Raw genomic sequence first — 20,837 nt, 5'->3', positions numbered from 1 at the left:
TTGACAAATGAACCTGCAAGGTATCAAAAATAGGATTAAGAAAATACTGGCCTACACCGTCACGGCCATCCTTTTCCTCCTGATCTCTTCCTTCCTCATCCTGCAAATGCCCCCGGTGCAAAACTACCTGATCGGCAAGTTTCTGGGCGATTTCACCCGGATGACCGGCTTCCCCACCACCATCGAGAACTTTCACATGCTTTGGTTCGACCGCCTGGAACTGGAGCACGTCTCCGTCTACGATCCGGCCGGCAACAAAATGATCAGCGCCAAGCAGATCCTCATCAACTTCAAACTGAGCCAACTCATTGAAGACCGCAACGTGAACATCGACGGCGTGTACCTCGACAGCGCCCATGTGTTCCTCACCAAAATAGACGAGTCCGACTCGTCGCGCGACCTCAACATCAACGTGTTCATTGCCAACATCAACGCTCACTATGCCGGCAGCGGGGGCGGCGGCAAAGCACCCAAGATCAACATCGGCGAGGCGTTTGTGAACGAAAGCCAGTTCACCTTTGTGAACCAGGACCACGACAGCATCAAATCGGGGTTCGACTATAATCACTTTTCACTGGGCGTGGACGAGGGGCAACTGGAGGGCTTCTTCATTCTGGGCGACACCACGGAGTTTAACCTGAAAACACTCATTGCCCAGGATCTGCAAAGCAAGTTCACTGTGAAGCAGATCTCCACCTACTTCCGCATCTGCCAGACATCGATGGAATTTGTGGGCCTCGATCTGCAAACCGGCCGCAGCACCGTGCGCGACACCGTGATCTTCAAATACAAGGCCCTGCGCGACCTGAACTATATCTACGACGACAACGTGCGGCTTCACGCCAACCTGCACAACACCACCATAGACCCGCGCGACCTGGCGCTGTTTATGCCGGGGGTGGAACGAATACAACAGCCGTTCCTGCTCGACGGCATCTTCAACGGCAGGCTCAACAAATTCAAGTTCACCCAAATGAAGGTGGACATCGGCAACTCGCACCTCGCCGGTTCGCTGGATATGGATGGACTGCCCAACATCATGGAAACCTTCATGATTGTGAACCTGAAAAATTCATTGGTGGACCCGCGCGACTTTTCTTTCCTGTTTAATGACAACACCATGGACCGCCTCCTGCCCATGGGCAAGATGGTGATGGATGGACAGTTCCTCGGCTACCCCAACGACTTTGTGGCGAAAGGAAAATTCTCGGGCAAGCTCGGCGTGATCAACTCCGACATCAACTTGAAAGTGAACGAAGCCGACATCGACCATTCGGAATATAGCGGACGGCTTTCGCTTGACCGTTTCAAACTTGGCGTATACCTCCGCGACACGGCCACCTTCCAAACCGTGAGCATGAACGGGCAGGTGCGCGGCAAAGGACTGACCCAACACACCGCCGATTTCAAACTCGATGGAAAAGTATTCAACCTCGGCTTCCGTGGCTACGACTATAAAAACATTCAAACCAACGCACGCTTTGCGTCGGAGCGATTCAACGGCTTTGTGAAGATCGACGATCCCAATCTGCAGATCGAAGCCCGTGGTTCGGTAGACTTGCGCGAAGGCAAAAATCAAATCATTGTGCAGGCCGTGCTCGACACTGCCTTCCTGCATAAACTAAAACTCACACGCGACAGCATCTTTCTTCACGCCAACATCGTGGCCGACATCCAGGGCCTCACGCTCGACTCGCTGGTGGGCACCGCCGACCTGAAAGACTTTCAGATCGACTACAACCACGAATCGCTTTCGCTCGAAACCATCCACCTCAACGCACAACGCACCAAAGACGAACGCTCTTTCATACTCGAAACATCGCTGGCCGATGCCGAAGTGCGGGGCAACTATTATTTCTCCGATCTCTACCGCGACATTCAAACGCTGTCGAAAGAAATTTCGCTCAACATCAAAAACAACGAGCAGGCCACGCGCAACTATTACCGGAAGAAAAACTATCGCCCAAAATCCTACCAGGCGAAAATAAACATCAAGATCAAAGACATCGACCCGCTGGTGCCGGTGCTGCGCATTCCGTTGGAGCTGTCGAAAAACACAACCATCGATGGCACATTCACCAGCGGCTACACCACCATCTTCCAGGGTTACACCCACTTCGACACGCTGCGCTACAAAGACGTTCTGTTCCTGAAAACAGAAGTGGATTTCACTGCGTCCAAAATTGCCGACAGCACCAGCGTGCTGGCCATGGCCACCGTGAACTCGCAAGAGCAGGAGGTGAACAAAAATTTGAAAACAAAAGCACTGTTGCTGGAAGCCATCTGGAACAAAAGCCACATCGACTTCAACCTCGACGCCGATCAACAAGGCCAGAGCAACTACGTTCGATTAAAGGGCGCCGTAGATTTTCTGCAAGACAGCACCATGCTCTCCATGGACCCGTCGGTGGTGAAGGTGCTGGAACGCGAGTGGCACTTCGCTCCCAACAACCGCGTGCTGGTGAAAGACAAGGACTGGAGCTTCCACGACCTCGCTCTTCAAAACGAAGATCAGTCCATAGACCTGCATGGGAAAATTTCGGAAGACCCTTCCAAACTGCTTTCGCTTAGCATCGACAAACTCGACCTCTCCCTGCTGAACGTGCTCACCAACCTCAAGTTCACGGGCGTGATGGACGCGCAGGTCGACATGAGCAACTACTACAAAAACCCGTCGTTGCAAAACAGCATCAGCATCCACGACCTCACCATCGACAAATTTCTCATCGGCGACATCACCGGGCGCAACCAGTGGGACACCACCCAAAACAAGTTCGACATCGACCTGTTCATCGACCGCATGGACAAGCGCATCCTGAACGTGACGGGCAATTACACACCTTCCGATAAAACATCGCCGCTCAACATTCTGGCAAAACTTGAGAACGCAAACCTGAAGATTGTGGAGCCGTTCCTGCAAGACATCTTCAGCAACATCGGCGGCACCATCTCTGGCGACTTCACCATCACCGGGCCGCTGGAGTCGCCCGTGTTTGAGGGTGAGGGAACGATGCACGACGGCCAGATCATGATCAACTACCTGAAGACCCTCTATGCCATGACGGGCCACGTGGGCCTCACACACAACTCGATCTACTTCAAAGACATTGAACTGACCGACGCCTTCAAGAACAAGGGCAAGCTGAAAGGCGCCATCAGCCACCGCGACTTCCGCGACATGTCCATTGCCATGGATGCCACGTTCAAAAACCTGCAGGTGCTTAACACCACCCTGAAAGACAACTCCCTCTTCTATGGCCAGGCCTATGCCAGCGGCGACCTCAACTTCAGCGGGCCTTTGTCGAACCTGAAAATCACCTCGTCGGCACGGACGGAGAAAAACACGCGAGTGTATGTTCCCATTGGGGGCACGTCGTCTACCGATCAAAAAGAGTTTATCAACTTTGTGAACTTCACCGACACCACGTTCACTAAGAAGATCGAGAAACACGTGAGCAAGAAAGTGAACCTCACCGGCATCACCTTCGACCTGAACCTTGACGTGACACCCGATGCCTATTGTGAAATTATCTTCGACCTGAAAGCCGGCGACATCATTCGCGGTCGCGGCAACGGCGAGTTGAGAATGCAGATGGACACCAAAGGCGAGTTCAACATGTATGGCCCCTTCGAATTCACCGAAGGCTGGTATAACTTCACGCTCTACGACATCATTAACAAAGAATTTGAGATTCAGAAAGGAAGCCGCATCACGTGGTTTGGCGATCCCTATCAGGCGGTGATGGACATCAATGCGTCCTACAACCAGCTGGCCTCGCTCCTGCCTCTGGTCAACGATCCATCCGTGGCCAACTCGCCACAGCTGCGACGCAAATATCCGGTGCAGGTGTTGCTGGCGCTCACTGGGCCTATGTTGTCACCCCTCATCAACTTTGATATTGTAGCGAAAGACCTTCCGCAAAACGTGATCACCGAAAATGGCGCTGTGAACCTGAACCTGCAGTTCACCGCCTTCAAAAATAAACTTGACGAACAGGAATTGAAGCGCCAGGTGTTCAGCCTCATCGTGCTCCGTAGATTTTCGCCACCCGAATCGTTCAACACCAGCGGCTCGGTGGTGAGCAGTCTCAGCGAACTACTCTCGAACCAGCTCAGCTATTGGATGAGCCAGGTGGATGAAAACCTGGAGATCGACGTGGACATTGCCTCGATGGACCAGGAGTCGTTCAACACGTTCCAGCTTCGGTTCTCCTACACCTTCATGAACGGCCGCCTGCGCGTGACGGGCGACGGCACGTTTAACAACGCCACCCAAAACACCAACGGCACCCAACCCAATCCATCGAACGTGGCCGGTGACTGGACCGTGGACTACAAACTCACGGCCGACGGCAAACTTCGCGTGAAGATGTATAGCCGCACCAACACCAACCCCATTCTCAGTTCGGTGAACAACCAAACGGCCATGACCACCGGCGCCAGCCTCATCCACACCCAAAGCTTCGACGAAGTGAGAGACCTGTTCCGTTCATCGCGCAAGCGAAAAAAGAATGAACAGGAAAACGCCCAACTGAACAAGGACGCCCTAAAACCGGAAGATGGCACGGACTAGGCTTATTCTTTTTTTATTGACCATCTCCATCGTGGCCCACGCACAACGGGCCGACACCACGCAGGTGAACAAAAAACGCCTGCGCCAGTTTGTGATTGGATCGAGCGTTGGTTATGGCGTGACACTCGTTGGCTTGAATGCCCTTTGGTATCAGGATGCAGGCCACCAATCGTTCCGCTTCTTCGACGACAACGACGAATGGAAACAGGTCGACAAAATGGGGCACTTCTATTCTGCATTTTATTTTAGCTATGGCACGTCGCGCGCCCTGCGCTGGTGCCAGGTAAAACCTTCGAAGGCCGACCTTGTGGGAGCCCTGGTGGGTTTTGGCGTGATGGTGCCCATCGAAATCTTCGACGGTTTTTCGCAGGCCTATGGCGCCTCGGCCGGCGACCTCATTGCCGACGCTGCAGGCGCTGCCTTCTTTCTGGGACAATCGCGTTTGTGGAAAGAGCCACGCATCTTTCCAAAGTTCTCGTTTCGCCGCACCGATTTCGCCGCCCTTCGGCCCAACACCCTGGGCGACGGCATGCCCAGCGAAATTCTGAAAGACTACAACGGCCAAACCTATTGGCTCTCTGTGGACGTGGACAAGTTCATGAAGTTTCCCAAGTGGCTGAACCTGGCCGCGGGCTACGGCGCCGAAGGCATGGTCTATGCCCGCACCGAAGAAAACGTGGCGGCCGGATTCCCCCCACCCTACCGTCAATACTACATTGGGTTGGACATTGACTTGCGGGCCATCCATTCGCGGTCGAAGCTGGTGAACACCCTGCTGTTTGTGGCCAGCATGATCAAGCTTCCTGCGCCTACGCTGGAGTTTTCTTCCAAGGGCGTGTCGTTTCATGCCCTCGCCTTCTGAGTGGCAAGCGTTTAGCGTTTTGATTTGATGTTGGAAATAAAATTAATGCACGAGTGTTCCGCCGCTTCGCTGATTTTCATAACTTCCATACTACTTAAAGCAGAGCCTACTATGGACATTATGAACTACGTTCAACAATACGCCGAACAAATCGGCGGCCAGTTCACCGACTACGATCACACCAAATCGGTTGTCGTGGTCCCCATCAACGGCAGTCGTTACCAAACGGTGCTTGCCATCCGGCAAGTCAGTGCCGTGTCGGGCAGAGACCAGGCCATCTTCACATCAAAAGTATGCGAATACAATCCCGGCCTTGACCTCAAATTGCTCATGGAACAAAACGCCAATTTCGACTTCAGCAAATTTGTGCTCGAAGAGGGCTTCCTGAAAGTGGAAGCATCCTGCCTCACATCAAGCGTATCGCAAGACCAGATCAGGGAAATGATCCAGGAAGTGGCACAGTTGGCAGATCATTATGAATTGAAATTAACTGGAAAAGATATTCACTAGACAACACTGGCCATCGCAATCCATTTTGCGGTGGCCTGTAATTTCTCTCCTTGTCACTATCGCTCACCTGAAACATTAACGCCCTATTGATCAGACGCGGCCGTTTATAAAAACCCTGCCGTCATCACATGTCGTACCCATTCCGTTTTTCTAATCCATGAAAGATTACAATCTCAAATTCAGGCACATCCTTCCAACATTCCTGTACATCTCCCTTGGCTCAATTGTTCTCCTATCGTTGCTACACTATTTCACCAGCATACAATTTGAATTGATCAAGGAAGATATATGGGCAATCTGGGCACCTATAGCGTTCCCCTGGATTCCCATAACGATCTGGCTCCGCCCAAAACTGCGCGTGCTCATCTTCAGAAAAGAAACGGACCGGCGAAGATTTCTCTTTCAGTTCATCGCCTGGGTCACTATGACGGCGACACTTTTGATCTCGCAAGAGTACGTCACCACAGCAACCGGAAAATTGTTGTCTGTGAATACCGTTGAAGACATTGAGCGACTGCCAAAAGAAAGATACTACACACTCAAAAATTTTGAGGTCGCCGTGCCTGGAGGCGGGATGTATGCCGACTTCAGCACCAGCGGCAAAAACAATCAAAACTTTGATATGGCGCTGTTCTTTGCTTTCCCTATCGTGAAGGATTCATCGCAGCAAAAAATTAAAAACCATTCCTGTTGGTATGGAGTGAAGTTCAGGAAACAGATTAGCAACCGGCTTGAACCCGAAGAAAAAGAGAAAATCTACACAGACTTTCATGCCACGTGCATGGACGAGTTAAAAAACTACAACTTTAGCGACGTCACCTACTTCGAACGCCTGCCCAAAAGCAAAGACCGTGAAGATTTTCAAGCCGCTGTAGCCCGTGCCTTAGATACACAGACAGCAGAAGACAGCATCATACTGAAACCCCAGCACAATTCGTTTGCCGAAAGAACCGGAAACAAACTCGCGTGGATTTTTGGATCGTATGGCATCGGGCTCGTCATATTTCTGCTCGTCCTGCTGTGGCCGCGCTTCAGCAAACTGGAACTGGAAAGGCAACGCGAAGGCAAAAAGCCAAAAGAAGATGATGTAAAAGAGATGTTTCAGTATTTGATTCCACGATCACCACACTTTGCCACCAGCATCATCATCGATCTCAACATTCTTGTTTTTGTCGCCATGATGTTCGCGGGCGTCAACATCCTCTCCCCGAGCGGTGCGGACTTGCTGGCGTGGGGTGCGAACCGGCGATATGAAACCGTGAATGGAGACTGGTGGCGGCTACTCACCAGCATGTTTCTGCACGGTGGCATCATGCATTTGCTGCTCAACATCTACGGTCTTGTGCTTGCCGCCACGTTTCTCGAACCCACGTTGGGTCCACGACGCTACGCTGTGCTCTACATCGTTGCGGGTTTAGCCGGCAGCATCGCCAGCATGGTGTGGTATACAAACACCCTTAGCGTTGGGGCATCCGGTGCGATCTTCGGTCTTCACGGCGCCATACTTTCACTGCTCCTGACCGACGCTTATCGGGGGTCAAAGAGGCTCATCCTCATACTGATTGGCATCTATGTAAGCATCAACCTCGTCATGGGTTTGGCCGGTGGCGTCGACAACGCCGCGCATGTCGGCGGCCTGGTGAGCGGCGCAATCTTAGGATTTGTGCTTTACTACTTTAAGGACGACAAAGGGCCGATAGAAACGATTGACGAACCTATGAACGAAGAAAGTGAAGAACCGGAAGAAAGCATGAACTAGTCATCGATCACACAAACCAAGGCCGACACTCGTCGGCCTTTTTTTATGTCCCCTCCGAACCACTACCTTTACACAAAACAAGCCGCCTTATCGCTTCCTGACTTTGGTTGGGGGGAGGAAAGTCCGGGCAACACAGGGCAGCGTACTTCCTAACGGGAAGGATTTGTTTCGATTCGTCGGAGCGGAGACAGACAGTGCCACAGAAAACAAACTACCCCGACTTGTCGGGGAAAAGGTGAAAAGGTGAGGTAAGAGCTCACCGGCCGGCTGGCGACAGACGGTGCAGGGTAAACCTTACGCGTTGAAAGGTCAAATAGGCCCCGGGTAGGAACGGCCCGTTCCTCGCTCAGCAATGGGCGTAACCGGGGTGGGTAGACTGATTGATCACGACAGCGATGTTGTGACCAGATAAATGATAAGGGCCCCGATTCGTCGGGGAACAAAACCCGGCTTACAGGCTTGCTTTTATTTTAAAACCTGTCCGTTTCAAAAAAGCGGACAGGTTTTTCTATTTTTAAACCACAACTCGCGCATAACGAAACACCAATGTCGAAAATACTCATCATCGAAGACGATCAGAAAATACGGGCCATCCTCAAGGAAATACTGGAAGAAAAAGACCACGACGTAGAAGAAGCTGGCGACGGCCAGGAAGGTTACAAGAAGCTTGAGCAGGGCAACTTCGACCTCTGTCTTTGCGACATCAAGATGCCCAAAATGGATGGCCTCGAAGTGTTGGAGAAAGCCAAAGAAAACGGCATCGCCACCAACTTCATCGTCATCTCTGCGCACGGCACCATCGACGTGGCGGTGGAAGCTGTGAAAAAAGGCGCGTTCGATTTTCTGCAAAAGCCCTTTGACCTAGGTCGGTTGGAAATCACACTGCGCAACGCGCTCGACAAAACGTTGCTGGTGCGCGAAACCAAGTCGCTGAAGAAAAAAATATCGCGACGCTTCGAGATGATCGGCGAGTCAGCACCCATCGTGCACGTGAAGGAGATGATTGAAAAAGTGGCCGAGACCGATGCGCGTGTGCTGGTGACCGGCCCCAACGGCTCGGGCAAAGAACTGGTGTCGCGCTGGATACACGAGAAGAGCAAACGCAGCAACGGCCCGCTCATTGAAGTGAACTGCGCGGCCATCCCCTCAGAGCTTATCGAAAGCGAACTCTTTGGTCATGAAAAAGGATCGTTCACCTCGGCCATCAAACAACGCCTGGGCAAATTCGAACTGGCCGAAGGCGGCACTTTGTTTCTCGACGAGATCGGCGACATGAGTGCTTCGGCACAGGCAAAAGTGTTGAGAGCGTTGCAGGAAAATAAAATCACCCGGGTGGGTGGCGACAAGGAAATATCCGTGAACGTGCGCGTCATCGCCGCTACCAACAAAGATCTGCGCAAGGAGATCGAGGCCAACCAGTTTCGCGAAGACTTGTATCACCGCCTCAGCGTCATCGTCATCAAAGTGCCCGCACTAAACGAGCGCCGCGAAGACATTCCCCTGCTCACCGATAAATTTCTCGACGACATTGCCGAAGAATATGGTGCCCGTCGCAAAACCATTCAACCCGATGCCCTCGAAAAACTGAAGGCTCACAACTGGACCGGCAACATCCGCGAGCTGCGCAACGTGACCGAACGACTGGTCATCATGAGCGGCGAAGAGATCACCGCCAGCGATGTTGAAAAATATTTGTAAGCCCATTCACAAGGGCTACACTGTTTACTCTTTCTTACTTTCCGACAAACGCCGGCTTCCGTTTTTCAATAAACGCCTTCACGCCTTCGTGATGATCGGCCGTGCTGCCGGCAATCTCCTGGCAATAGGCTTCATACTCCAGCATGTCGTCGAGCGATGCGGTGGCCGACTTGTTGAGCATGCGCTTGATGAGGCCAATGGCTTTGGTGGGCGCGTTCGCAAAATAGTCGGTATAGAATTTCACAGCGCCCGCCAGTTCGGCGGTCGGAACAACTTTATTGATAAGCCCCATGGCCACGGCTTCTTTGGCCGTCACCTTCGAGCCCATGCTGCACAACTCAAACGCTTTGGCCATGCCGATGAGGCGCGGCAGGAAAAACGACGATCCCGAGTCGGGCACCAACCCAATTTGCACAAACACCTCAATGAGTGTGGCTTCCTCGGCGGCCACAATAATGTCGCACGCCAGCACCAGCGAGCACCCCGCTCCTGCGGCCACACCGTTCAGCTGGCACACAATGGGCTTGGGCAACTGGCGCATAGCCTTCACGATGGGATTATAGCGTTTGTCGAGCGACTCCTTGAACGACCGGTTTGGGTGTGCGGCAGCGGCCTTCAAATCCTGGCCCGAACAAAATGCTTTTCCCTCGCCGGTGAGCACCACCACGCGCACTTGCGCATCTTTGGCAACCACCTTCAAAACATCCTGCAGCTCGAACGTGATCTCGTCGTTCAACGCGTTGTAGACTTCCGGGCGGTTAAGGGCAATGTTGGCCACACCACCATCAAGTTTGTAGGAAATAAATTTATAGTCCATAGGGCAGTCGGGTTGGGTTGGCGTCTGTCTTAAAAATCCTGCTGATGATGTTGAATTTAAACTAAAAATTCCAAGATTTAAGGACATCAGGTCAATTTAAAACCACAAGACAATGGCCACCGACGGCGTGAAAATCATAGACGGCGACACTGCTCATGATACTTACTGGGGCATCATGGACCGGTATGATGGCGGCGCCGATGCTGACACAATCGCGATTGAGTTTCCGCTGGATGATACTGACACCTTTGACGATTTCGACCATGAGATCTATGTGACCAGCTGTGCCCTGGCCTATTGGGAACTTGGCCTGATGACCACCGCACGTCTTCAGTTTGTCAGGCAAGTCATCGACAAAGGCGCTGGTGTGCGCGATTGGGAAAGCGAAGATCCGTCATTGGGTAAGGCAAGGAAGCGCGAATTGGAAAGACTTTGGAAAAAGATAAGCCAGGTCAATCAAAAAATCAGGAGCCGGAAAAAGTACAGGAAGGTCACCAACCTATGCTTCGCCGACGACGACCTCCTCACCTTTCAACACCGTGATGGCAGCTACCGCGTGGTGATCTGCTCTTCCGTCAGCAACTACCGAGGTGTATGTTCCTATACATTTGCCTTCACAACCTACAACGCAGTTCGCAAACCCAGTATCAACAATGTGCTAACCTGCGACATCCTGGGCCACCAGATAAGTTCAAGCATTGATCCCGAGCAAGCAAAAGCTGCTCAACCCGGCATCGAACGAATCTGGAAATTTGTAGGCACCCAACACTATGTGGGCTTTGGCTTGCACTTGATTTCCATTCCCCATGCAGACCTTCTCACCTTCAAAGACAAATTTGAAAACATTGGAACATTGAGGATCGTATCGGGTCTGAAATGGATGGGCTCTCTGGGAGGCGAAAACTCCTTTGAGGGACTTGAAAGGCATTTCGATGATCAGGAAAAATACATAGAAACCTTTCGGGCAAAGAAATATCCTGTAACGGTGCTCTGTGAAATCTGAACCCTTCTAAAACAGGAAGAACACCGACAAACATCCGGTGGCCAATCCCAGAATGCTTCCCACCATCACTTCGCGTGGGGTGTGCGCGTTCAGTTGCAGCCGTGCCGACATCACCACACCCGCCAACGCAATGCAGGCAATGGTTGGATAGAACAACGAGCCGTCTTCCGCCACTTTGTTCAGCGGCAGCAGAATGCCCACCAGGCCCCACATGCCCAACGTGTGGATGCTTACTTTATAGAACAACGTCACCAGGGTTCCCACCAGCATGAGCACATCGATGATGATGAGAAACTTCAGCAAGCTGTCGTGAATGCCAATGCGGGTGCGGGAATAAAACAGGTAGGTGATGGCACTGTAGAGAATGGTGACAAAAATGAAGGGTATCACACGATCGCGCCGATCTTCCATGGCCATCGACTTGATGGAACCGAATGCTTTGAACAGCCCGATGTTGAGCGACGGCAACACAAAGGTGACGCAAAAAATAAGCATCACAAATTTGAAATGACCGTCTTCTTTCAGGGGACTGAAGGCCCAGGGCAACACCAGGGCAAACAAGGTGAACATATACGTTGCCAGCAGCAACGGATGAAACACAAAGGAAATAAACCGCGCCACGCCGTTCACACTACATCTCCTTTCTTAAGCGGGCCACCGGAATGTTCAGTTGCTCGCGATACTTCGCCACCGTGCGGCGTGCAATGTTATAGCCCTTCTCGTTGAGAATGGTTTCCAGTTTGTCGTCCGAAAAAGGTTTGTCTTTGTCTTCGCTTTCAATAATGTCTTTGATGATTTGTTTCACTTCGCGGCTGCTCACTTCCTCGCCCGAATCGGTGGCAATGCCTTCGGAGAAAAAGTACTTCAGCGGAAAAATGCCAAACTCGGTTTGGATGGCCTTGCTGCTGGCCACGCGCGACACCGTGGAGATGTCCATGCTGATCATGGTGGCGATGTCTTTCAGGATCATGGGCTTCAGCTTGGTTTCGTCGCCCTCCAGGAAAAAGTCGTATTGAAAATCGATGATGGCCTTCATGGTGCGCAGCAACGTTTGCTGGCGTTGTTTGATGGCGTCGATAAACCACTTGGCCGCATCGAGCTTTTGTTTCACAAACGTGACAGCCTCCTTCAGCTTCTTGTCTTTCTTGTTGCTCTTGTCGTAGGCCTTAAACATGTCGGTATACGAACGGCTGATGCGCAGCTCGGGAGCATTGCGGCTGTTCAGCGACAACTCGAGTTTGCCGTTGTTGTTGGTGAGTATGTAGTCGGGAATGATGTATTGGTTTTTCACCACGGTGTTTGTGCTTTCGCCACCCGGCTTCGGGTTCAGCTTCACAATCAGTTCCATGGCGTCGCGCACAAAGTCTTCGTCTTCGGTGTCGAGCTTCTTTTGTATTTTCTGGTAATGCTTCTTTGTAAATTCTTCGTAGCACTCGGAAATGATCTTCTTGGCCACAGCCACATCAATGTCGTGGCCATTGTCCATGCGGTCGAGTTGCAGCAGCAGGCATTCCTGCAGGTTGCGCGCGGCGATGCCGGGAGGATCGAAGGTTTGTATTTTCTTCAGCACCTGTTCCACTTCTTCGGCGGTGGTTTCAATGCCTTGCGAGAACGCCATGTCGTTCACAATGGCGTCGAGGTCGCGGCGGATGTAGCCGTCGCTTTCGATGCTGCCCAGCAATTGTCTGCCGATGGCATATTGACGTTCGTCCAGTCCCATAAAGTCGAGCTGGCTCATCAGCTGCTCGTGGAGCGATGACGACATGGGGATGGGCATTTCGCGATTGTCTTCGTCTTCGTCGCCGTCGCCTTGCATTTTGTAGCCGCTATAGTCGTCGTCGCGCAGGTAGTCTTGGATATCAACGTCGTCTTCGCTCGACGACGTGGGGCCTTCGGGGCTTTCGGGAAACTCGTCGGCTTCGTTGGTGCTCTCTTCGGGCTTCTCCTGGTCTTCGCCTTCTTCCAGTGCCGGATTGATTTCAAGCTCCTCCTCGATTCTTCCTTCCAGCTCGGCGGTTGGCACCTGCAACAGCTTGATGAATTGTATCTGCTGTGGCGATAGCTTTTGTTGTAGTGACTGGTTTAACCCAAGCTTTTGCATGAATAGAAATTCCCCGTTTGATCGTTTGCGTTACTGTACTTGTACAAAGTTAGAAAAATACTGCACAGTCGCGAATGTCGTGCCAGACTTTCCGACGAATGGAAAGCCCTATGAAAATCACCTGCTTTTTCGTTTTTTTGCACCCTTTCACAGTTTACGCCTTAACACTACTTTACCATGAAGCGCACCAAGATCAAGGAATTGCTTGCCACCGCCCCCACCGGCCAATCGGTCACGGTGAACGGCTGGATACGGAGTTTTCGAAACAGTCAGTTCCTTTCCCTGAACGACGGCTCGACCCTCCAAAACCTGCAAGCGGTGGTCGAACTCAATGCGCTTGACGAAAGCACGCAAAAACGCCTCACCACCGGCGCCTGCATTTCGGTTGACGGCGAACTGATTGCCTCCCTGGGCAAAGGCCAGGCCGTGGAAGTGAAAGTGAAATCGCTCGAAATTCTGGGCGACTGCGACCCCGAGGCCTATCCCCTGCAACTCAAGAACCGCCCAAGCCTGGAATACCTCCGCGAAATAGCCCACCTGCGCTCGCGCACCAACACGTTTGGCGCCGTCATGCGCGTGCGGCATGCCATGGCGTTTGCCGTTCATAAATTTTTCAACGACCGGGGCTTCTCCTACATCCACACCCCCATCATCACCGGGTCCGACGCCGAAGGCGCAGGCGCCATGTTCCGCGTCACCACGCTCGACCAGGCCAACCCGCCCCGCGACGAGCAGGGCCACGTGAACCATAAGGAAGATTTCTTTGGCCGCGAAACTAACCTCACCGTGTCGGGCCAGCTCGAAGGCGAAACCTATGCCCTGGCCCTGGGCGAGATCTACACGTTTGGCCCCACCTTCCGCGCCGAAAACTCCAACACCACGCGCCACCTCGCCGAGTTCTGGATGATAGAACCCGAAATGGCATTCTATGAACTGAAAGACAACATGCAGCTGGCGCAGGACTTCCTGCAATACCTGGTGCGCTATGCGCTCGACAACTGCGCCGACGACCTCGAGTTCCTCAACAAACGCGCACTCGAAGAAGAACAGGCCAAACCGCAGGACCAACGCAGCGAACTGAGCCTGCTGGAACGATTGAAGTTTGTGGCGGAAAACGATTTCCAACGGTTGTCCTACACCGAGGCCATCGACGTGCTGAAGAACTCGAACCCCAACAAGAAAAAGAAATTCCAATACCTCATCGACAGCTGGGGTGTGGACCTGCAGTCGGAACACGAACGCTACCTGGTGGAAAAGCATTTCAAGAAACCGGTGATCCTGTTCGACTACCCCGCCAACATCAAATCGTTCTACATGCGCCAGAACGACGACGGCAAAACCGTGGCCGCCATGGACGTGCTCTTCCCCGGCATAGGCGAAATTATCGGCGGCTCGCAACGCGAAGAACGCTACGACAGAATATTGAAACGTGTGAATGAGTTGAACCTCCCCGAAAAAGATCTCTGGTGGTATCTGGACCTGCGCAAGTTTGGTTCCGCACCCCATAGCGGGTTTGGGTTGGGCTTCGAACGCCTCATCCTGTTTGTGACGGGCATGACCAACATCCGCGACGTGATCCCCTTCCCGCGCTACCCCGGCAACGCCGAATTCTAAAACGACAACGTGACCCCATGAAGCACACTTTCGCCAGCGACAACTATTCCGGTGTTCATCCCGACATCATGGAAGCTTTGATCAACGCCAACCGGGGCCACCAGGGTTCCTATGGCGCCGACGTCTTCACCGAAGAAGCCGTGGCAAAGTTCAGGGCACTGCTGGGCAACGACATTGAAGTGTTCTTTGCCTACAACGGCACCGGTGCAAACGTGATGGGCCTCAGCGCCATGACGCGCTCGTTCGACTCCATCATCTGTTCAGACCTCGCCCACATCAACGTGGACGAATCGACTGCGCCCGAAAAATTTATGGGGTGCAAACTGGTCACCATCCCCACCACAGATGGAAAAATTTACCCAAGCCAGGTAGAAGAAAAAATACAGCGCATCGACGACCAGCATCACCCGCAGGCGCGCGTCATCTCCATATCGCAAACCACGGAATATGCCACGGTCTATTCCATCGAAGAAGTGAAAGCCTTGTCGGCCGTGGCGCGCAAACACAACCTGTTCCTGCACATGGACGGCTCGCGCATCTCGAATGCTGCCGCCAGCCTACAGGCCGACTTCCGCGCCTTCACCCGCGATGCCGGTGTGGATGTGCTGTCGTTTGGTGGAACCAAAAACGGGATGATGTTTGGCGAAGCCGTGATCTTCTTTCGCCCTGAACTGGCCACGACCTTTAAATACATACGCAAACAAAGCATGCAGCTTCACTCGAAGATGCGTTTCATCAGCGCGCAGTTCAGCGCCTTGTTGTCGAATGAGTTGTGGAAGAAAAATGCATCACACGCCAATGCCATGGCGAAGTTGCTGGAAGCCGAAATCCGGAAAACATCGGCCATCATCACGCAACGTGTAGACGCCAATGGCATTTTTATGATTGTGCCCACCGAGGTGATTCCGAAATTGCAGGAAGAACATTTCTTCTATGTGTGGAACGACAAACTATCCGAAGCACGACTGATGTGTTCGTTTGATACGACGGAAGAAGAAATCAGAAATTTTGGGAAGAAGCTGAAGGAACTGCTGGCCTGAACAGGCTTAGCGCTTCAGAAATTTATAAGTACCTCTCAGCTTGGCATGATCGTCTTTCAGGGCGAGCAGGTAGTAGCCAGTGTCGAGGTCTTTCACACGGATGCGGATCTCGTGTTCGTCTACCATTTCAGATTCGATAGACACTTCGTTGCCGATAATGTTGTGAAGGGAAACTTTCACTTCGCTGAAGTTCACGTTTTCTAAACGAACGTGCACGAAGTCCACTGCGGGGTTGGGGAAAATCTGGATAGACTTGGCCAGGTCCTGACGTTCGGGAACACCTCCGTCGAAGCTGGCCTGGGCGTGCCCGAAAAAGGACCCTGCTACCAGGATGAGTACGATGAAAAGGGTAAAAACGCGCATTGGTATAAGTTTATTCTATATGCTTGTTACGACAAATTTCAGTCCAAAGTTTCCGCGCAACGGAAAGTTTCTGGGTTTATTACGTCTTAGATGCACAGAATGGGTAAAAGGTTTGAACGTACCTGAAAATAATTCCCATTTCTTTAGGGCCTTTATCCCAACCTGCGATAGGCCTCAGGCAGAAAGTCGATAAGATCGGAGGCAATCAGGCTGTTCATGCCCTTCTCGCCTGCCGCCAGATCGCCGGTCAGGCCGTGCAGATAGACGCCCACCTGCGCAGCCGCTAAAGTAGCATATCCCTGGGCCAGCAACCCGGTTAATATACCAGTGAGCACATCTCCGCTACCACCGGTCGCCATTCCGGGATTTCCTGTGGGGTTGAAATATACTTTTCCGTCCGGTCCAACGATACTGGAGTACGCACCTTTCAACACCACCACCCCGTTCAGCTGCGCTGCCAGCTGTTTTTGCTTCTGCAATCGCTCAAAATCAGTTTGCCACGAACCCACGATGCGCTCAAATTCTTTGGGATGAGGCGTGAGAATGCAACCGGGAGGAACGAGGTGCAGCAGTTCGCGGTTTTCGGCCAGGATGTTCAATGAATCTGCATCGAGCACCATGGGATGTTGAAAGTTTTCAAGAAGCTTTTTCAAAGCCTTCACCGTTTCCGGGCTTTTGCCCAGCCCCGGCCCGATGCCCACGGCGGTGAAGCGATCGGCCGTTTCGAGAGCGGTATAAAAATCCGAATGCGCGTCAATGCTCAGCATGGCTTCGGGCACGGCCGTTTGCAAAATGTCGACACCGGTCTGCGGAACGTGCACCGTCAACAGCCCCACGCCCGACCGCAACGCCGCGCGCGACGACAGCACAGCGGCCCCCATTTTTCCACGCGCGCCAGCCACCAGCAAGGCATGACCATAGGTGCCCTTGTGATCAAACGTAGATCGTTTCTTCACCTGTTTGCGCACATCTTTTTGTTGAAGAAGGAAATGGTCGCCGGGCAGTTCGCGAATAAAATTCTTGTTCAACCCAATATCAACCACCGCCCAGTCGCCCACAAAGCGATGAGAAGAAGGAAAAAGAAACGACAGCTTGGGAAGTTGAAACGTGACGGTAGCATGCGCCTCCACACACGCTCCGGTGGTGGGCTGGTCGGCCATAAGCCCCGAAGGAATGTCGACCGCGATGCGGCGTGTGGCAGTGGCGTTGATGCAGGTAATCACCCGTTCATAGACACCCTCGGGCGGACGCGACAGGCCCGAGCCAAACACGGCGTCGAGTAACACATCGCTGCCCGCAAAAACAGAACACTCCGGTGCTTCGGTGATTTCCAGAATTTTGATGCGTGTGTTTTTGAGGCGTTCCAGGTTTGTCTTGAAGTCGTTAGACTCGGCCACCGAGCCACGCACAATCCAAACCGTAACGGCATAGTTCCATCCCTGCAACAAGCGCGCAATGCCCAGTCCGTCGCCGCCGTTGTTGCCTGTGCCGCACACAATGCCCACGGTGTGGCTGTTGTCGAAGCGTTGGGTGAACCACGTCACAAATGCGCGGCAGGCTCGTTCCATCAGGTCAATGGATGCAATGGGTTCGTGCGCAATGGTGTGCGCATCCAGCGCCTTGGTCTGTTGCGCGGTGATGATCTTCAGCATGGCAGCGTTGGGTTTAGCGATCCACTTCGCCCATCACCACATCAATGGAACCGATGATGGCGATGAGGTCGGCTATTAAAATTCCTTTCGATATCTCGGGAAGCACAGACAGATTCACGAAGCTGCACGAGCGGCACTTGCACCGGAAGGGCACGTCGCTTTTGCCATCGGCGCGGAAGAAAAATCCAAGCTCTCCTTTCGGGATCTCGGCCCGCACATACAAGTCTTGTGCCTTGGGGCGTATCTTTTTCGGAACCATGGCCTGCGGGTCGAAGTCGCGGGTGCGTTTGTGTTCGCCGGTGAGTTTGGCCACACACTGTTCCAGAATTTTTAACGACTCATGTATCTCCTGAACACGCACGCTGGTTCTGTCCCAGCAATCGCCCACGGCGCCCATCTTGCCTTCGCCCACGGGCACTTCAAAATCAAGTTCGGGATAGACCGAGTATCCATCCACGCGACGCAAATCAAAACGCAAGCCCGATGCGCGAAGCATGGGGCCGGTAACCCCGCCGTTGATGGCCAGGTCGAGCGGAAGCACGCCCACGTTGGCCGTGCGCTGCACAAAGATTTTGTTTTGCAACAACACCGTGTCCAGTTCCACAAGCTTCGGGCGGATGTAGGTAATAAATTCCTGGCAGCGTTCTTCAAAGCCAATTGGCAGATCGTAGAACAGGCCGCCAATCCAGATGTAGTTGTAGAGCAAGCGGGCACCCGAAGCCCACTCGAGCATGCGCAGAATGTGTTCGCGGTCGCGCATGAGCCAGAAAAATGGCGTGAACGCGCCAATGTCCATGCCATAGGTTCCAATGGCAATGAAGTGTGAGGCAATGCGGTTCAGCTCCGCCACCATCACCCGAACATATTCCACACGTTTGGGCAATTGTCCTTCAATGCCCAGCAAACGTTCCACGCCCATGGCATAGGCATGCTCGCTGTTCATAGACGCCACATAGTCGAGGCGGTCCACAAAGGGAATCACCTGGTTGTAGGGCAAGCTCTCCGCGTGCTTCTCGAAGCAACGGTGCAGGTAGCCGATGTGGGGCACCACGTCTTTCACAATCTCGCCATCCATCAACACCTCCAGGCGCAACACGCCGTGTGTGGACGGATGCTGCGGGCCCAGGTTCACAATCATCTCTTCCGACCGCAGGTTCTCGGCGTTGAACTTGTAGGGAACCGAGCGGGTGAGGTTGTCGGGGTGCGACTTGTATTGAATGTTGTCGGTAGGCATGGCTAGTAGGCTACTTTAATGTCGCGGTAGTAGCCCTGGTGGCTGTAGTCTTTTCGCAGCGGATGCCCTTCCCAATCTTCGGGCATCAAAATGCGGCGCATGTCGGGGTGGCCCGTGAAGCGGATGCCATACATGTCGAACACTTCGCGCTCTTGCCAGTCGGCCGTTTTCCAAATGCCGGTCAGGGTGGGCAGTTCTGCGTTGTCGCGGGGCAACACCACCTTCAGCATGAGATGAAGGTTGAAGGGAATGGAATAGAGGTTGTAGGCCACCTCCATTGTGCCGGCCGCCGCACCGTTGTCGATGCCCGTCACGCACGACAGCATGTCGAAATAGGTTTCGGGCGAGGCATGCAACTGCTGAGCTACTGCCAGCAGGTCGGCCGCAGCCACGATCAGGGCCTTGGGCGATGCCTGCTCGTCTACCACGGGAGGGGTGTGTTGGCAGGCGGCCTGCGCCAGGGTTAGTATGGACTCAGATACTGGCATGTGCAGTTTCGTTCTTCAATAGTTTTTCGATGGCCTTGGGTGCCACCAGCGATTCGTTTCTGATTTTCTCCTGCAGCTTCAGGAAGCCACCAATGAGGGCTTCGGGACGCGGCGGACAACCCGGCACATACACGTCAACGGGAATGATGCGGTCCACCCCTTTCACCACATGATAGCCGTGCTGCCAGTAGGGACCACCACAGTTGGCGCACGATCCCATGGAGATGACGTAGCGCGGCTCGGCCATTTGTTCGTAGAGACGTTTGATGCGGTCGGCCATCTTGAAGGTGACGGTGCCGGCAATAATCATCACGTCGGCCTGGCGTGGGCTGGAGCGTGGGGCCATGCCAAAGCGGTCCATGTCATAGACTGTGGTGCCCGTGCTCATAAACTCAATGGCGCAGCAGGCCAGGCCAAAGGTCATGGGAAACATAGACGACAGGCGCGCCCAGTTCAGCAGATCGTCGAGGTGTGTCACAATCACACCACCATGTTCAAAGCGTTGATCCAGTAGTCCCATAGCTCGTTTTCCGCAGTCGCCTCAGGAAGGCTTTTCGTGTTTCTTATATTTTTCGTTCACGGCATCGTAGAGTGCTTTTGGCACCTTCGATTCAAACGCCGTGGGGGTGGGTTCGGGCTTCACCCAATCGAGGTGTCCGTTCACCCAGGCATAGGCCAGGCCCAGGGCCAGCACGGCAATGAACACCAGCATCTCTCCCATGGCAAACCAGCCCCACGCGCCGTTGGTTTCCGCTTGCAGCGTTTTGTTGGCAAACACGGTTGACCAGGGAAACAGGAAAACAATCTCCACCTCAAACAACAGGAAGATGAGCGCCACCACATAGAACCTCAGGTTGAATTGCGACCAGGGCGAACTCACCGGCTCCTCCCCGCTTTCGTAGGTGGTTAATTTTTCGGCGTTGGGCCGGTGCGGGCGAATGGCGCGCGACACCAGCAACGTGACGAGAACGAAAACCACACCTGCCATCAGGTAGAGCAGAATTTCGCCAAATGCCGACCAATAAGGCTGTCGATCCATGAGACCAAAGATACGGATGCAAAGCTATTTCGCACTACGAAAAACGCTTCCCACAGCATCCATCTTTTTTTCGGGCATTTCACA

The 20,837-nt window shown here is 53.2% G+C and carries 17 protein-coding genes and 1 other RNA gene; 9 read left to right on the top strand and 9 right to left on the bottom strand.

The genetic code is table 11. The annotated features are described in order from the left end of the window. Positions 1 to 7 precede the first annotated feature (7 nt). The 6 genes from JI741_RS29425 to JI741_RS29400 all read left to right on the top strand — a co-directional run bounded on the left by JI741_RS29425 (position 8) and on the right by JI741_RS29400 (position 9,402). Positions 8 to 4,573, top strand: coding sequence for a translocation/assembly module TamB domain-containing protein (locus JI741_RS29425; protein WP_202015811.1), 4,566 nt, complete (start codon positions 8 to 10; stop codon positions 4,571 to 4,573). After that, positions 4,560 to 5,435: a DUF2279 domain-containing protein gene (locus tag JI741_RS29420; RefSeq protein ID WP_202015810.1), complete on the top strand. Its 876-nt coding sequence runs from the start codon at positions 4,560 to 4,562 to the stop codon at positions 5,433 to 5,435. Before JI741_RS29425 ends, JI741_RS29420 begins: the two co-directional genes overlap by 14 nt. A 111-nt stretch (positions 5,436 to 5,546) precedes the next feature. Further along, positions 5,547 to 5,945 (top strand): type III secretion system chaperone family protein, encoded by a 399-nt coding sequence (locus tag JI741_RS29415; RefSeq protein ID WP_202015808.1) that lies wholly within the window; start codon positions 5,547 to 5,549, stop codon positions 5,943 to 5,945. Positions 5,946 to 6,102: 157 nt separating this feature from the next. Beyond that, the gene (locus JI741_RS29410; protein WP_202015806.1) at positions 6,103 to 7,704 is read left to right on the top strand and encodes a rhomboid family intramembrane serine protease; all 1,602 of its coding nucleotides are present in this window, start codon (positions 6,103 to 6,105) and stop codon (positions 7,702 to 7,704) included. Between the two features lie 74 nt (positions 7,705 to 7,778). Continuing rightward, an RNA gene (gene rnpB, locus JI741_RS29405) (RNase P RNA component class A) lies at positions 7,779 to 8,174 on the top strand. Between the two features lie 76 nt (positions 8,175 to 8,250). After that, positions 8,251 to 9,402 (top strand): sigma-54-dependent transcriptional regulator, encoded by a 1,152-nt coding sequence (locus JI741_RS29400; protein ID WP_202015804.1) that lies wholly within the window; start codon positions 8,251 to 8,253, stop codon positions 9,400 to 9,402. Between the two features lie 34 nt (positions 9,403 to 9,436). Here the strand turns inward: JI741_RS29400 and JI741_RS29395 are convergent, their stop codons facing one another. After that, positions 9,437 to 10,219: an enoyl-CoA hydratase-related protein gene (locus tag JI741_RS29395; protein ID WP_202015802.1), complete on the bottom strand. Its 783-nt coding sequence runs from the start codon at positions 10,217 to 10,219 to the stop codon at positions 9,437 to 9,439. Positions 10,220 to 10,331: 112 nt separating this feature from the next. On the opposite strand from JI741_RS29395, the gene JI741_RS29390 reads away from it, so the two are divergent. Further along, on the top strand, positions 10,332 to 11,222 hold the full coding sequence (locus tag JI741_RS29390; protein WP_202015800.1) for a hypothetical protein: 891 nt from the start codon (positions 10,332 to 10,334) through the stop codon (positions 11,220 to 11,222). Positions 11,223 to 11,228: 6 nt separating this feature from the next. On the opposite strand, the gene JI741_RS29385 is transcribed toward JI741_RS29390, so the two are convergent. Beyond that, on the bottom strand, positions 11,229 to 11,843 hold the full coding sequence (locus tag JI741_RS29385) for a hypothetical protein (protein ID WP_202015798.1): 615 nt from the start codon (positions 11,841 to 11,843) through the stop codon (positions 11,229 to 11,231). Positions 11,844 to 11,853: 10 nt separating this feature from the next. Next, a complete protein-coding gene (rpoN, locus tag JI741_RS29380; RefSeq protein ID WP_202015796.1) occupies positions 11,854 to 13,323 on the bottom strand; it encodes an RNA polymerase factor sigma-54 in 1,470 nt (489 codons plus the stop codon). A gap of 177 nt (positions 13,324 to 13,500) precedes the next feature. Between rpoN and asnS the strand changes: the two genes are divergently transcribed. Continuing rightward, positions 13,501 to 14,937 carry an asparagine--tRNA ligase gene (asnS, locus tag JI741_RS29375; protein WP_202015794.1) on the top strand — a complete coding sequence of 479 codons (1,437 nt, stop codon included), beginning with the start codon at positions 13,501 to 13,503 and terminating at the stop codon, positions 14,935 to 14,937. A 17-nt stretch (positions 14,938 to 14,954) separates the two neighbouring features. After that, positions 14,955 to 15,977, top strand: coding sequence for a threonine aldolase family protein (locus tag JI741_RS29370; RefSeq protein WP_202015792.1), 1,023 nt, complete (start codon positions 14,955 to 14,957; stop codon positions 15,975 to 15,977). A gap of 6 nt (positions 15,978 to 15,983) precedes the next feature. Here the strand turns inward: JI741_RS29370 and JI741_RS29365 are convergent, their stop codons facing one another. The 6 genes from JI741_RS29365 to JI741_RS29340 form a co-directional block, all read right to left on the bottom strand. Continuing rightward, a complete protein-coding gene (locus JI741_RS29365) occupies positions 15,984 to 16,340 on the bottom strand; it encodes a T9SS type A sorting domain-containing protein (RefSeq protein ID WP_202015790.1) in 357 nt (118 codons plus the stop codon). Positions 16,341 to 16,492: 152 nt separating this feature from the next. Beyond that, entirely contained in the window at positions 16,493 to 17,992 is a 1,500-nt protein-coding gene (locus JI741_RS29360) for an NAD(P)H-hydrate dehydratase (protein WP_236676333.1), read from the bottom strand. Between the two features lie 13 nt (positions 17,993 to 18,005). Next, positions 18,006 to 19,226, bottom strand: a complete 1,221-nt coding sequence (locus JI741_RS29355) for an NADH-quinone oxidoreductase subunit D (RefSeq protein ID WP_202015788.1) — start codon at positions 19,224 to 19,226, stop codon at positions 18,006 to 18,008. Positions 19,227 to 19,228: 2 nt separating this feature from the next. Next, complete coding sequence (locus JI741_RS29350; RefSeq protein ID WP_202015787.1) at positions 19,229 to 19,714, bottom strand: NADH-quinone oxidoreductase subunit C; 486 nt, start codon at positions 19,712 to 19,714, stop codon at positions 19,229 to 19,231. Then, positions 19,701 to 20,234 carry an NADH-quinone oxidoreductase subunit B gene (locus JI741_RS29345; protein WP_202015786.1) on the bottom strand — a complete coding sequence of 178 codons (534 nt, stop codon included), beginning with the start codon at positions 20,232 to 20,234 and terminating at the stop codon, positions 19,701 to 19,703. Before JI741_RS29345 ends, JI741_RS29350 begins: the two co-directional genes overlap by 14 nt. A 21-nt stretch (positions 20,235 to 20,255) precedes the next feature. Next, the gene (locus JI741_RS29340; RefSeq protein WP_202015785.1) at positions 20,256 to 20,753 is read right to left on the bottom strand and encodes an NADH-quinone oxidoreductase subunit A; all 498 of its coding nucleotides are present in this window, start codon (positions 20,751 to 20,753) and stop codon (positions 20,256 to 20,258) included. Between the last annotated feature and the right edge of the window lie 84 nt (positions 20,754 to 20,837).

The organism is Chryseolinea lacunae (assembly GCF_016735595.1).
GTDB classification, from domain to species: Bacteria; Bacteroidota; Bacteroidia; order Cytophagales; family Cyclobacteriaceae; genus Chryseolinea; species Chryseolinea lacunae.
This window is presented reverse-complemented; position numbering and strand designations above follow the sequence as displayed.